We start from the raw sequence: 14,575 nt of genomic DNA, 5'->3' as shown, positions 1-14,575 counted from the left end.
ACGATAATATGAAAAGATGGATGATATTGTTGGTCACTGTTATGATGGTAAACTTTTGTTTTCAAACGGTGTGTGCCGATGAGAAGAAGAAGAAAAAAACAGTGAAAAAGGAGGAACCGGTAGTTCGTACTCCCGTGAAAAAGCTTGGTAAGTACGAGCGACTGTTTAAAGGTAAATCGCACGAGACGGCAAAGGGAGGTTTTATGACCTTGCATAAGGTGGATGGGAAACTCTATTTTGAACTACCCGTGAAGATGATGGGCCGAGAAATGCTGTTAGCTTCCACGACCACGGAGACAAGTGATAATTCGGTGGCAATTAACGGTTACAAGCCTAAAACGCCGATGCATATCTGTTTCACGTTGGCAGACAGTACCGTGCACATGCGACAGGTGAATGCCCGGATTAGTTACGACGCGACAGATTCTCGCGTGCAACAAGTGGTCGGGCAGAATTTTATCAACCCGATCCTAGAAGCCTATAAGGTGTTGGCCTACACGCCGGATAGTTCTGCCGTGGTATTTGAAATGACCGCTTTATTCACGGGAGGGGATGAGTCTGTCTCCCCGATTTCCGAAGGATCGTATCCCTTGACTTACAAGGCTTCGCTCAATCGTTCACTTTCGTCTTTGGAAGAGATTAAAGCTTTTGAAGATAATGTCTCCGTGAAATCTTCTTTATCATATAAAGTGAGTGCCAAGTTATTAACGAGAATGCTTTATGACAATCGTCCTTTGACGATCAAGGCTACCCGCACGTTGTTGTTATTACCGGAAGATCGAATGCGTCCCCGCTTGTCGGATTCCCGGCTTGGGGTATTCCTCACGTACAAACAACATATCTCTGGCGAGGAGGATCGTTTGCAGACTTATACTCTGGCCAATCGTTGGCGATTGGAACCCAAGGATGTCGAGGCGTTTAAACGGGGGGAGTTGGTGGAACCCGTGAAACCGATCGTGTTCTATTTGGATGACCTGTTCCCGGAATTATGGAAACAACCGCTTCGTGAAGGACTTGTGCGTTGGAATAAAGCTTTCGAGAAAATTGGTTTTAAGAACGTGGTACAGGTGTTGGATTTCCCGACGGATGATCCGGATTTTGATCCCGATAACTTGAAATATTCTTGTATCCGGTATGTACCTTCCACGGTACAAAATGCTATGGGACCTTCGTGGGTTGATCCGGTCACCGGGGAGATTCTGAATGCTTCCATTTTGGTATACAATGATATCGTGAAAATGCTGATCAACTGGCGCTTCGTGCAAACGGCTCAACTTGATCCCCGGATCAGGTCGAAACAATTGTCCGATGAACTTTTAAAGGAATCTTTGGCTTACGTGGTTTCTCATGAAATGGGACATTGCTTGGGACTGATGCACAATATGGCGGCTTCTGCGGCTATACCCGTGGACTCCTTGCGTTCCGCGAAATTCATGCGAAAATACGGAACAACTCCTTCTATCATGGATTATGCCCGTTTTAATTATGTGGCGCAACCCGGGGATAAGGGAGTAAAACTGACCCCTCCGGACTTGGGGGTGTACGATGAATTCGTGATCAAGTGGTTATATTCGTATTTTCCCGGGATGAATTCCATGCGGGAAGAGGCGAAAGAGCTTGAATCCTGGGTGGATGCCAAGGCGGGCGATCCCATGTACCGTTATGGAAAACAACAGATGGCCAGTCGGTATGATCCGAGTGCCTTGGAAGAAGATTTGGGAGATGACCCCATGAAGGCAGGAGATTATGGGATCAAGAATTTGAAATATATACTCTCCAATCTGAACAAGTGGATTCTGGATGACGAGACGGCGGAACATCGTCAAGGGTTTTATAACCAAATCGTGAATCAATACAGCCGTTACCTGCAAAATGTGGTGTACTGTGTCGGGGGTATTTATTTGACGGAAGCCAAGGACGGGACTCCGGCCAAAAGGTTTGTCGCCGTGCCCAAGGCAAAACAGAAGGCGGCCGTGAACTGGGTGATTCGCCAAATCCGGAATAACGACTGGTTAGATAATCGGGAAGTTTGTTCCAAGTTCGGGTTACATACCAAAGCGTCGGCCACGGTCAATCGTGCGGTTGCGGGTTTGTTGTCCCAGATTTATATGAACGTGACCCTCTCTTCCTACGTGGCCGAGAAAAACCCTTACACGGTGGGCGAGTTCTTCAACGATTTCTACACGGGTGTTTGGGATAGTGCTTTAAACGGGCGTAAACTCACCTCCGGGGATAAGCTCCTGCAAAAAGCGATGGTCGATATGATGTCAAAATCCTTGACGGTAATCGGGGGAAATAAATTCGGGTTGACAAATGCCAGTCGGATATCTTCAGATATCGCTTACGCTCCCTCGATTCGGGAAATCTGCCTCTATGGGTTGGATGAATCCGGAACGATTGACCGTTATGCCCGGGAATTGGAAGAGATTGAAGCCCGGGAAGGAAAAGAGTATATGACGGAACAGATGAAATTGTCCGGGTTCGGCTACGGTTACGGGTGGCAGAACGTGGTGGCCTGTGACGCGATTGATGAATCAACCACGTATTATTATGATGCCGCTTTGAAAATAAAAGCTTTGCTTGAAAAACGAATACCAACGGCAAATGCGACTGATAAAGTACATTATCAGGCCATGTTATTCTCCGTTAAACGGATGCTAGGTGTGAATTAAGCGTGTGGTCAGGGGGCTGACGAGGTAAAGTCTCGTCAGTCCCTTTTAGTTATTTGTCCGACATAACTGATCGGAGCCCGTTTGCGATCGCTAAAATACAAGTAGCAGGTCCCGTCGTATTGAATATCCATGTTGAGATAGTAGATGTCTTCACCCGTGCGTACGGTTATTTGGTAAGCGATTGCTTGTTTCTTCCCGTCTTGGTAAATCTTCACCGTGCGGCTGAATAATACGTTGTTGATAGAAATGGAATCCAACTGGGATTTAGATGTCCACGCGGCTCGTCCGAAATAGGGTAACTTGCTTGTCACGAGTGAATCGTTCATGCTTAGATAACAGGCTTGTGGGTTTATGTCGATATTGGCTCCCGCTCCGGGAGGGGTGAAAAGGGTTTGTACGGTTGGCGTGGCAATGTAAAACTTCACGGTAAATTGATCACTGTTTACTAATGCCAGTGTTTTCTGAAATTCTTTCTCGAAACGGGCTACTCTCTTCTGTGCGTTGACCGGGGAAGCTATTGTTGATAACAAACCCCCGATCATGCAAATCCAAATAATCTTCTTCATGATGTACAAATTTGATTGGATATACGTTTCCGTGACGGAAAATGTTCTCGGATAAATATATCATGAAATAATTTGGATATTTACGAAATTTTCGTAGATTTGCGAAAGAATCGTAAATAATTATTGGTATGGAGAAATTGACACATCAGGAAGAAGAGGTAATGTTGATCATCTGGCAGGTAAAAAGTGGTGTGATTAAAGATTTTTTAAATCGCATGGGAGAACCCAAGCCTCCTTACACGACAGTCGCTTCCATCGTGAAGAATCTGGAGAAAAAGGGATTCCTGTCCAGCAAAAAGCATGGAAACATATACGAGTACATTCCGATCATTGACGAGAGTGAATATAAAGCGAAATTCATGTCGGGTGTGGTTCGTGATTATTTTGAAAACTCTTACAAGGAAATGGTGACCTTCTTTGTCAAGGAACAGAAAATATCAGCCGAAGAGCTGCAAGAGATTATTAAATTGATCGAAAAACAATAGAAATAGAAGCCATGATTCTGGGGGAGGCGTTCATTTATTTGATGAAGGTAAATATCGCGCTAGTCGTGTTTTATCTTTTCTACCGGTTACTTTTCAGTCGGGATACTTTTTTCATGATCCGCCGGGGATGCTTGTGGATGATTCTGGGAATGTCGTTTATTTATCCTTTGATTTTATTTTCTTTCGGGGAAGAACAAAAGGAGGCGATACAGCAGACCGTGGTCCGGTACGCGGTAAATTTGCTACCGGAGGTGAAGGTTACCCCGGAAGGACAGTCCGTTGCCATTACCGGGTGGGATATCGTCAGGTGGGGATATTGCACGATTGTATGCCTGCTGCTTGCTCGAATCGTCATTCAAATATATTCTATCGTGCGATTAGTTCGAAAAGGGGAGCGGGCGTTTTGTTGTTCCGTGCCCGTGATCGTTTTACCCGGTCAGGTAACCCCGTTCTCATTCTTTAAATGGATATTCGTGAACCCGTCAGGATATGATACCCGTGATTTGCAGGAAATCATGGTACACGAGAAAACTCATGCCGACCAGTACCATTCGTTGGATGTGATGGTTTCCGAGGTATTATGTTCTTTCTTTTGGATGAATCCCGCCGCGTGGTTGTTGAAACGGGAGATTCGTCGTAATCTTGAATTCTTGGCAGACAAGCGAGTGGTGCATTCCGGGTTTGACCGGAGAGCCTATCAGTACCACCTTCTTCGCCTGTCTCATCCTTTGGCTGCAGCTCAAATAGTGAATAAATTTAATGTAACACCATTAAAAAAACGTATTATGATGATGAATAAAAAAAGAACTTCCAGGATGGGATTGATCAAGTACGCGCTACTTGTCCCGGTACTGGGATTGTTGGTCTTGTCCAGTAACGTTCAGGCAATCGTGCATCAGGATAATGGCACGATGTTGCTTGCGGGGCAGGATTCTGTTTTAGTTAAAGGCGTTGTTGTGGACTCGAACGATGTACCTTTGGATGGGGCAACCGTTATCGTGAAAGGCACGAACGTCGGGGTTTCTACAGACGGGAAAGGGGAATTTGCTATCAAGGTGAAAACGGGGGAAACGTTGATCTTCTCCTACGTGGGGAAAGCCAACCAGTTTATTCCCGTGAAGGATGCTAAAAAGTTACACGTGAAAATGTTAACTGAAAATGTTGTTTTAGACGAGTTAGTTGTTGTCGGGTATAGTGGTGATGCAGAAGAGGCAGATGTTTTCATGGTGGTTGAGGATATGCCCCAGTTCATGGGAGAGGATGGAAATGTGATGAAATTTCTAGCCAAGAGAATTCGTTATCCCCAAGAAGCTCAAAAGAGCAAAATACAAGGGAAAGTGTTTGTTCAGTTTATAATCTCTAAAACCGGGGAAGCGAAAGATTTTAAAGTAATTAAAAGCGTGCATCCTTTGTTGGATCGGGAAGCTATACGTGTCCTGCAATTGATGCCGAACTGGAAACCGGGGACGCAGAGGGGAAAACCCGTGAGCGTTTCATACACGGTGCCGATTAATTTCCAGTTACAATAATAGCTTGAAATTTAATACATACGTCTGTTTCATGCGGAACAGAAAGGGAGTGGCATGAACCGTGTTACAGGTGAGACTCGGGTATATCGTTAGCGTGTCTCACTACGGTCTCGTTAGTTTCTGGATCAGATGTTGGGACAAAATTAGGCAGAAGTTCCCGCTCGAGCCAATTAACTTTCAATCAACTTTCAGTTAACTTTCAATTAACTTACTAGCGAGGCACTAGAGAAAGTCACTTGGAACACGGGTGAGAGACTAGTGTTGTACACTGCCATTAATCTCTCCTCCTTACACAGGAGGGGAAACCGCTTGGTAATCAACACTCCCCCTGTGTAAGGGGGAGTTGGAGGGGGTAGTTATTTTTAGAAAAAGGACTTGTTAGACACATCCATATCCTCCCCTTATTTCCCGGCTGTAATAACGTACATTTCTTCCGGTTTTAAATACTTCCGGGCTAAACGCATGATATCATCGGGTGTACAACTACGGATTCGGTCAATGGCACGTAAATAGAACGTATTGTCCTGCCCGTAGTTGAGTTTGTGTTTCAAGGCATCCGATTGAGCGAAAACACCGTCCAGTTCCCGTAACAGTTCCCCGTTGAAATAGCTTTTCACGAGTCCCAGTTCTTCCTCGGCTACCGGTTCTTCCTGCATGCGACGAATCTCTTTCATGCACTCCTCGATGGTGGCTTCGGCCTTATCCGCGTTGACATCCGTGGCGATCATCCAGTGGGAGGCCAGCGGCATGGTCACGTTGTATGAACCGATCCCGTACGTGTATCCCTTTTCTTCCCGGATGTTCGACATGAGGCGGGAACCGAAATAACCGCCGAGAATCGTGTTCAGGAGTTGGAAATACGTGTAATCTTCATGCAGCAATGGCACACCGGTTTTTCCGATGCGGATACTGGTTTGCACGGCATCCGGTTTGGGCACGTTGTACCTGCCGGGAGTCGAGGGGTGTATCGTGAACCTCTTTTCCGGTGGGAGTGGTGCGTTGCTCATGGGAGCGAAGGCCTGGCTGACTTCCTCTAGGACGGAATCGCTGACGTTGCCGCAAATCATGATGCGGCATTGTGAGGACTGTATCCTTTCCCGGTAAAAATCAATTAATAGTTCCGGCGTGACCTGATCAAAATCCTCCGGGGTGAAGCGGTTGGCGTAAGGATGTTCTTCTCCATACATGCGGTAGATGAATTCCATGCGGGCCAGGTAAGAAGTCTTTTCGATATTGACCAGATGTTGTTGTTTCCGGTTGCGGATGTAGGTTTCCAGCTCCTTGTGCGGGAAGGTGCTTTCGAGCGTCATTTCGGCCAGCATCCGGATGGTTTGCGATGCGTATTTGTTCAGCGAGATCAGGTTTAATTCCGATTTATGCATTCCGCAGTTGAAATCCACGTATGCCCCGTGATAGTCGAATAACTCGGCAATTTCGGTGGAAGTGTGTTGGCGGGTTCCCTCGTTAAGCATGTTAAGCATGCTTGAGGCAATCACCGGTCGGGGTTGGTCGTAAGCCCCGGCGGGAAGTACCACGTCCATTTTGAAGACTTCCTGGTTGGGGTCGTGCAGGTACACGACCTCTATCCCGTTCGGGAGCGTGATGCGTTGGTGTTCCCACAGCGAGGGACGTGATATTTCGGTAATAGGTGGTTCTATATTTCTATTCATAACTTGTGGTCAATTATTTGTCTTTAAGATACCATAACGTGCTGCAATTCTCGGGAGCAAACAGTTCTCGTGCGGTTCGTTTTATCGAATCGAGGGATACTTGCGCGTACCGGGCACTTTCGGAATTAATTAGGTCGATGTTACCCAAGTATTCGAAGAAGGCCAGGTTGGCCGATTTCCCTTGATAATTGATCTCGCTGTACGAGATTCGGGCATCTGTTTTGTTGATGACTTTTTGAAGTTCCCGTTCGGAAATCGGGTCCTCGATAAAATGGTTGATCTCGTTTTGGATAGCGGCTTCGGCCTCTTCGATTGCCACGCCTTCGGATAGTTTCCCGGAGAAGATGAAAAGTCCCGGGTCCATGTCTCCCGTGATATATGCATCCACTTCCGAGAATAGTTTCCCGTTCTTGATGAGGTTGATGTACAGGCGGGAGGATTGACCGTTAGAGAGAATGTCCGATATCGTGTCGCACGTGTAGAACTCGTCCGAGGCGCGGTCTCCCATGTGATACACCTTGTATATGGCATCAGCCGGGACCTTGTTGTGTTCGCATACCAGTCGGCGTTCTTCTGTTTGTTTCGGTTCCGCGGGAATCGCTTTTCGTTGATAGTTGGCGGGCGGTATATCCCCGAACCATTTCTTCACGAGTTCCAACGCTTTTTCGTCCGTGATATTCCCGCTGATACTGAGTATGGCATTATCCGGGGCATAGAAACGATGGAAGAAGTCTTCCACTTCTTCAAGCGAGGCTCCGGCGATGTGATCTATATTCTTCCCGATCGTCGGCCACTGGTAGGGATGTACCTTGTAGGCCAGGGGACGTAGTTTTAACCAGATATCCCCGTAAGGATTGTTGAAATAGCGTTGCTTGAACTCTTCGATCACGACATTGCGTTGCACGTCGAGTGATTTCTGGGAGAAATCAAGGGCTAACATCCGGTCCGATTCAAGCCATAAGGCGGTTTCGATATTGGGTGCCGGGATCGTGATGTAATAGTTTGTGTAGTCGTTATTCGTGAAAGCGTTGCTATCCCCGCCTGCTTTCTGCACGTGGTAATCGTAGTCGGCAATATGACGGGAGCCCCCGAACATGAGGTGTTCGAATAAATGGGCGAATCCCGTGCGGTTGGGATCTTCATCCCGAGCCCCGACTTTGTAAAGGATGTTCACGGACACGAATGGGGTACTGGTATCTGTGTTGCAAATGACGGTTAGGCCATTATCTAGTATATGTCGAGTATATTTTATCATGTGTATGGATGTTTACATTTCCCAACCAATGCTTTTTTTAGCGGCTTTGTTGAAGTCGGTAATAATATCTTCGAAGATTTCGGCCACCGTTTCTTCCCGGTGAAGCATGGAGGCGATTTGCCCGATCTCTAGTTCTCCTTCTTCCATGTTTCCTTCGAATATGCCTTTTTTGGCTCTTCCTTTACCTAGAAGTTCGGTCAGTTTTGCGGCGTCGGCCCCGGTATCTTCCAGAGATTTTACTTGCTCGTAAAACTTGTTCTTGATTAAACGGGTAGGAGCCAATTTTTTTAATGCCAGCATGGTTCCGCCTTCTTCGGTGTCAAGCACGCGTTGTTTGAAAGCCGGGTGTGCGGATGATTCCGTGGCTACTGCAAAACGGGTTCCGATCTGCACGCCTTCTGCGCCTAAAGCCATCACGGCGAACATGGATTTACCCGACGAGATGCCCCCTGCCGCTATTACGGGAAGGGAACAGCTTTCAACGACGTTCGGGATCAGGGTCAACGTGGTTGTCTCCTCCCGTCCGTTGTGTCCCCCTGCCTCGAAACCTTCCGCCACGACAGCATCTACCCCGGCTTCTTCGCATTTCTTGGCGAACAGCGAGCTGCTGATCACGTGTACGACTGTGATCCCGTGGGCTTTGAGCGTGGGAGTCCATTTCTTGGGACTCCCGGCAGAGGTGAATACGATTTTCACCCCTTCTTGAATAATGATATCCATGAGACGGTCAATTTCCGGGTAGAGTAGGGGAACGTTAATACCCCAAGGTTTATTCGTTGCCTGTTGCGTCTTGTGGATGTGTTCCACCAGGGTTTCCGGGTGCATGGATCCGGCCCCCAATAATCCTAACCCGCCATTGTTACTCACGGCTGAAGCCAGACGCCAGCCACTACACCATACCATACCCCCTTGAATGACCGGGTATTTTATATTGAAAAGTTTTGTTATCCTGTTTTCCATATCTTTTGCTTTTGCAACAAATGTACGAAAAATGCTTTCTATGGAAAGCATTTTCGTGCAAAAAGTGCTTCCCGGGGAAAGCACTTTTACTATGGTATAGCGTATCTTGTGTTTGAATATTAGATAAGAAGAGCCTTCGCGATACAACGAAGGCTCTCTGTATGTTCTGAAATAATTCGTTTATTTCTGGATATTCGGCAACTCCAGTCCGAGACCTTTTTTCTTGTCTACGGCTTTCAGCACGAAACCGAGGATAAGAGCGGCTCCACCAAGACAAGCAAGCATCACGAGGGGAGCGGTGTAGTCGTAAGAAATGGCGGCTTCTTCGGGGGTAATGATTCCGCTTTTCAAATCGGCTACCAGTTGAGGATTAGTTTTATCCAATACCTTACCGATAAGTAGAGGGAATAACCACAGTCCGATATTTTGTACCCAGAAGATCAATGCGTAGGCACTACCGATAATTTTGGCATCCACTAATTTCGGTACACTAGGCCACAACGAGGCAGGTACCAACGAGAAACTAGCACCGAGGACGAGAATCGTGACATAGGCAACGATGACACCTCCGATGGCATCTCCTTTGAACACGGGCAAAACGAAAGCAAAAGTGAGGTGACAAAGGATAAGCAATATGGAGCCGATGACAAGCATGGAAGCGGCTTTCCCTTTGTGATCCACGTAATTACCCAAGATAGGCGTGATGCCCACGGCCAACAACGGGAATACGGCAAATATGGTTTCTGCACTTTGACGCATGTAACCCATGTAGCAGAATACGATCAGTGACACGACAGCTAACGCCAGTAACCCGTATCTCATGCCTTTGGTTTTTGAGAAGTTGCTGGCAAAAGCGGCTGCAGCAACGACAAGCATGATACAATACTGGATGACAGTTACCGTGTTGGTTGCCCAGAATGAATTGGGATCTACCGGGTTGAAAGTCAAGTTACATTGTAACATGTTTACGGCATATTTCTGGAAGGGGAAGATGGCAGAGTAGTAGAGTACGCAAAGTAAAGCTACTAACCAGAATCCCATACTGGATAAAATTTTACCCAAATCGCTGATCTTGAACGGATCATCTTTTTCTTCCGCTTCTCCGGTTTGTGCATCGAGTCTCTTGTCCATGAAGAAATAGACGATGAACATGATAAGAGCCACGAGTAGCAAGATAACACCGAAAGCTACTGAACGGGAAACATCTATATTGCCACCCAGTTTGGCGAATACCGGCGAAAAGATCATGCAAGAGGCAACGCCCAAACGAGCTAGTGCCATTTCCGATCCCATGGCTAAAGCCATTTCACGGCCTTTAAACCATTTCACGATTCCACGGGAAACCGTGATACCTGCCATTTCAACACCGCATCCGAAAATCATGAAGCCTACCGCCGCGAATTTGGCTGATGCAGGCATGCCTTTATAGAAAGGAGAAATACCCAATTCATCAAAACCGGGGATGTAGTTCAAGTTGTTGTTAAACCAAGCCTCTAACCCGCTACCTTGGAAGCTGTCGGTCACCGCGTACCAGTTGATGGTTGCGCCGACTAACATCACGACTCCGGAAAGGATTGCCGTGAAGCGAACCCCCATTTTGTCAAGGATAATTCCCGCGAAAATGAGGAAAAAGATAAAGACATTGAGAAATGTTTCTGATCCTTGCATTGTTCCAAATGCTGTGGAGTCCCAACCCCGGGTGGACTGCATTAAATCTTTAATGGGCGAGAGTATGTCCATAAAGATATAAGAACAGAACATGGCAAAAGCTAGAAGTAAGAGAACCATCCAGCGCATGGCTGCCGAGTCTCGAAGGGTTTGTTGAATTTTTTCGACCATAATGATTTATTTAAAAAATTTGAATTTGCACACAAACGCTCAAAGGTAAAATAAAATATGGAAAATCTTTAGATTTTTTTCTCAATTCTATACACATTCCTGTCGCTGGCGCTTCTGGACACCAATTCTGCGAGAAAGCCCGCTAGAAAGAGTTGTGTGCCGATAATCATACAGGCCAACGCGATGTAAAAATAAGGGTTATTCGTCACGAGCGGGGCTCGCATTTCGTGGGCGAGGGCGATTAATTTCTCGATCCCGATCCATGCCGCCGAGCAGAAACCGATGACGAATAATAAGGTCCCCAAAGCCCCGAACAAGTGCATGGGTTTTTTGGCAAACCGGGTGATAAAAGTCACGGAAAGTAGGTCGAGGAAGCCGTTGATAAAGCGACTGATACCGAATTTCGTGACCCCGTATTTCCGGGCCTGGTGATGTACCACCTTTTCCCCGATGCGGGTAAAGCCGGCCTGTTTGGCCAAAATTGGTATATAACGGTGCATTTCACCGTAGACTTCGATGTTTTTAACCACGGTACCCCGGTATGCTTTCAGCCCGCAATTAAAATCGTGCAGTTCTATCCCGGAGAACTTCCGGGCCGTGGCATTAAAGAGTTTCGTGGGGATCGTTTTGGAAATCGGGTCGTATCTTTTCTTTTTCCAACCGGATACAAGATCGTAATCTTCAGCCGTTATCATCCGGTAGAGTTCGGGAATTTCATCCGGGCTGTCCTGCAAATCCGCGTCCATGGTGATCACCACGTCACCTTCCGCATCCTCGAACCCGCAATGCAGGGCGGCGGATTTCCCGTAGTTTCTTCTGAATTTAATTCCCCGGATGTTGTTATTTTTCTCCGACAACTGCTCGATGACTTTCCACGAGGAATCGTTACTGCCATCGTCCACCAAGATTATTTCGTAGGTAAAGTTGTTCGTTGTCATCACCCGTTCAATCCACGCCGTGAGTTCGGGTAACGATTCTTCTTCATTGTATAACGGAACGACTACTGAAATATCCATGATTAAAACTGTTGGGGGTTAAACGGTAACTTGCTTCTCTTCACTAATCCAGCAATAAATAGCGTGAATGCCGCACCGATCAGAATCCGGTTGAATAGTTCCCCGAAAGCGATGCTGATGGGGAAGAAATATAGATCGGCATTCTCCTCGATCATTTTGAAGAGCGGGGAGTTCTGGCCTGCCACTTTTATCGTGGTGAGAGTCATTTTTTTGAATTCTTCCAACAGGTCAGCACTAAACGTGTAGAGGAAGAACGTGTATATCGCGTAACACAGAGAGGCGATACTAAGGATGTATATCCCCGTTTTCAGGGCTTTCCCGTAAGTGATGATTCCCTCCAGTTGTTCGTCCCTGTATTTACGTATCCCGATGAATACCCCGAAGATGGTTAGCATCATGATGATATTGTGGAATTGCGGGTTCACGACAACGCCTTTACCTGCCGAAATGAAAATAAGGGAAGCAAAGATGAATGCGGCCCCGATCAGGCAACCGAATAGGGAATTTTGCTTAAAAAATGACTCGTTTGTTTTTTCCATTTATTTTTCTCCTTTAATATAGTTGGGCAGGTCCCCTTAAGGAGATCATTTCGCCGACTTGCGGTTGCTCGCCGTTGTCCATGTAATTGTATTGTAATAATTTGGCGTACTTGATCCCGTAAATCTGGGATATCATGTACATCGTGTCGCCCGCTTTCGTCTTGTGGAACGTGTAGCCTTTGGGGGCTTTATTCTTTTTCTTCTTCAAGAAGATGTGCATCCCCGTGCGAATAGAGAGTTCGTTTTTATCGTTGTATTTCAATAATTTATTCAACGGGATATTGAAATACGCGGCGATGCTTTCGAACGTGTCGCCATCCTTGGCTTTGATGCAGGGGACGTTATTGATGTATACCACTTGATTTTGGTAGTTTTTGCTCTCGCTGAGTTTATAATTCAATTCGTTGGGGATGGGACGAAGTTTTTTACCCGGCCGGTCGAATTGATACAGTTCTTCTTCCTCGATGATTTTAATTAATTTCTGGGCATAGTCGGGAGCTGTCGCGTACCCCGCTTTCTTTAATCCCTTGGCCCACCCCTTGTAGTCTGTTTTGGGTAAGTCGAACAAGAAAGCGTAGCGGGGACGAGAGCATAGGAATTCGCTATGGTCTACCCACGATTCTTCCGGGTTCCGGTATTTCCGGAAGCATTCGTTCCGTCGATCGTCATCCATGGTGAAACTGGCCCCGTTCCAGTTGTGGCATTTGATCCCGAAGTGATTATTCGCGTTTATAGCCAGTTTTGAGGTCCCGCATCCGGATTCCAACATCCCTTGAGCCAGTTTGATACTGGCGGGGATACCTGTGCGATCCATTTCTTCTATGGCGATACTTTTATATTTTTTGATGAACGCTTTGCGACTGTCATTCGAGGCACCACATATGTTGATACATATAAAACTCAAAAATAAAATAACGTAAATCTTGTTCATAGTTTCGGATAATGTTTTATATTGGCGGTAAAATTACGAAAAAAATTAGAATGGAAAAAGCGGAATTGAAGATAGATTACATGGTTTACGAGGAATCTTACCCGGAGGGGTACGAGGATTTGTGTCGTGCAGCACTGAAAATCACGGAAAATGCCTATTGCGCGTATTCCGGTTTTGCCGTGGGTGCAGCCGTGTTGATGGATACCGGAGAAATTGTTTGCGGTTCAAATCAGGAGAATATCGCTTATCCTTCCGGTTTATGTGCCGAGCGTACGGCTTTATTTTATGCCACCTCGACTTACCCGGGGACCGGGATTAAGGCGCTCGCCATTGCGGCTCGTGATCATGGGGTGGAGGTAGATGAATATGTCACTCCTTGCGGGGCGTGTCGGCAGGTTATGGCCGAAGTCATTCGTCGGTACGGGGCTGATTTCGACGTGATCATGATGGGAAAAAAGCAAACCGTGGTAATAAAAGCCAGTCAATTATTGCCTTTTTCGTTTGATTCATTGAAGAAGTAAGTCCGGGGTATCTCCGGTATATCACTGGGGATGAGCTATAATGTGCTATTAGCTAATATTTATCCTGCAATCTGTCTAGTATCACGATGAATAGGGTATGCGTGATATGAAGATGATTGCTGATGCATTCTAATGGTTGTTGAATGCTCTATGAATGCAGGATGAATGCTTTATGGTGATAATGAACTCCCAGTAGGATCATTGTGGGATATATATGGAATATAGGGCAGGGGCGGGGAAGTCATAGCTAAAACTACACTAAGGGTTATACTGGAGTTTAATTACTTCGTATTTGCCACGGGTCGCTAGCACTTTCCTTATCCCGATGCGGCATTGCGATGTGAAAACGGAATTGTAAGCGAGGGGTAGCAGGGATGAAGTAGTTAAATCTTGGGAAAACGATGGGATAATCCTATTAAATCGGGTAAATGTACGAGATGGGGAGAGAGAGTATGCGCAAAGAACATTATGATGGTTGAGCATAATAATTGCAGGAATATCTCCGATTTTGTCAAATCTTTGGAATCGCTTTTGGGATTTTATGGGTGACTACTTGGAGAAACTTCTGTGCACTGGGAATAATATCGGATTT

General features: G+C 46.3%; 12 protein-coding genes. 4 read left to right on the top strand and 8 right to left on the bottom strand.

Annotation, left to right across the window (positions count from 1 at the left end):
• Nucleotides 1-8: 8 nt before the first annotated feature.
• Nucleotides 9-2,672 carry a zinc-dependent metalloprotease gene (locus DWW52_RS06080; protein WP_118714581.1) on the top strand — a complete coding sequence of 888 codons (2,664 nt, stop codon included), beginning with the start codon at nucleotides 9-11 and terminating at the stop codon, nucleotides 2,670-2,672.
• Between the two features lie 35 nt (nucleotides 2,673-2,707).
• On the opposite strand, the gene DWW52_RS06075 is transcribed toward DWW52_RS06080, so the two are convergent.
• Nucleotides 2,708-3,238: a DUF4251 domain-containing protein gene (locus tag DWW52_RS06075; RefSeq protein ID WP_118714580.1), complete on the bottom strand. Its 531-nt coding sequence runs from the start codon at nucleotides 3,236-3,238 to the stop codon at nucleotides 2,708-2,710.
• Nucleotides 3,239-3,366: 128 nt separating this feature from the next.
• Between DWW52_RS06075 and DWW52_RS06070 the strand changes: the two genes are divergently transcribed.
• Nucleotides 3,367-3,723, top strand: a complete 357-nt coding sequence (locus DWW52_RS06070) for a BlaI/MecI/CopY family transcriptional regulator (RefSeq protein WP_118714579.1) — start codon at nucleotides 3,367-3,369, stop codon at nucleotides 3,721-3,723.
• A gap of 11 nt (nucleotides 3,724-3,734) precedes the next feature.
• Nucleotides 3,735-5,252 (top strand): M56 family metallopeptidase, encoded by a 1,518-nt coding sequence (locus DWW52_RS06065; RefSeq protein WP_118714578.1) that lies wholly within the window; start codon nucleotides 3,735-3,737, stop codon nucleotides 5,250-5,252.
• A gap of 401 nt (nucleotides 5,253-5,653) precedes the next feature.
• Here the strand turns inward: DWW52_RS06065 and DWW52_RS06060 are convergent, their stop codons facing one another.
• The 7 genes from DWW52_RS06060 to DWW52_RS06030 form a co-directional block, all read right to left on the bottom strand.
• Entirely contained in the window at nucleotides 5,654-6,922 is a 1,269-nt protein-coding gene (locus tag DWW52_RS06060; RefSeq protein WP_118714577.1) for a pitrilysin family protein, read from the bottom strand.
• Nucleotides 6,923-6,935: 13 nt separating this feature from the next.
• The gene (locus DWW52_RS06055; RefSeq protein ID WP_118714576.1) at nucleotides 6,936-8,177 is read right to left on the bottom strand and encodes a pitrilysin family protein; all 1,242 of its coding nucleotides are present in this window, start codon (nucleotides 8,175-8,177) and stop codon (nucleotides 6,936-6,938) included.
• Nucleotides 8,178-8,189: 12 nt separating this feature from the next.
• Nucleotides 8,190-9,188 carry a nitronate monooxygenase family protein gene (locus DWW52_RS06050; protein WP_118714575.1) on the bottom strand — a complete coding sequence of 333 codons (999 nt, stop codon included), beginning with the start codon at nucleotides 9,186-9,188 and terminating at the stop codon, nucleotides 8,190-8,192.
• A gap of 129 nt (nucleotides 9,189-9,317) precedes the next feature.
• Nucleotides 9,318-10,976: an MFS transporter gene (locus tag DWW52_RS06045; RefSeq protein ID WP_118714574.1), complete on the bottom strand. Its 1,659-nt coding sequence runs from the start codon at nucleotides 10,974-10,976 to the stop codon at nucleotides 9,318-9,320.
• Between the two features lie 68 nt (nucleotides 10,977-11,044).
• Nucleotides 11,045-11,992, bottom strand: coding sequence for a glycosyltransferase family 2 protein (locus DWW52_RS06040; RefSeq protein WP_118714573.1), 948 nt, complete (start codon nucleotides 11,990-11,992; stop codon nucleotides 11,045-11,047).
• Between the two features lie 2 nt (nucleotides 11,993-11,994).
• On the bottom strand, nucleotides 11,995-12,531 hold the full coding sequence (locus DWW52_RS06035) for a DUF4199 domain-containing protein (RefSeq protein WP_118714572.1): 537 nt from the start codon (nucleotides 12,529-12,531) through the stop codon (nucleotides 11,995-11,997).
• A gap of 13 nt (nucleotides 12,532-12,544) precedes the next feature.
• A complete protein-coding gene (locus tag DWW52_RS06030; RefSeq protein ID WP_118714571.1) occupies nucleotides 12,545-13,462 on the bottom strand; it encodes a glucosaminidase domain-containing protein in 918 nt (305 codons plus the stop codon).
• Between the two features lie 50 nt (nucleotides 13,463-13,512).
• Between DWW52_RS06030 and cdd the strand changes: the two genes are divergently transcribed.
• Nucleotides 13,513-13,983 carry a cytidine deaminase gene (gene cdd, locus DWW52_RS06025; RefSeq protein WP_233556720.1) on the top strand — a complete coding sequence of 157 codons (471 nt, stop codon included), beginning with the start codon at nucleotides 13,513-13,515 and terminating at the stop codon, nucleotides 13,981-13,983.
• The last annotated feature ends 592 nt before the right edge of the window (nucleotides 13,984-14,575 follow it).

The organism is Odoribacter sp. AF15-53 (genome assembly GCF_003479425.1).
Classification (GTDB): domain Bacteria; phylum Bacteroidota; class Bacteroidia; order Bacteroidales; family Marinifilaceae; genus Butyricimonas.
Note: the sequence above shows the minus strand (reverse complement) of the source record. Positions and strands in the feature narration are given on the sequence as shown.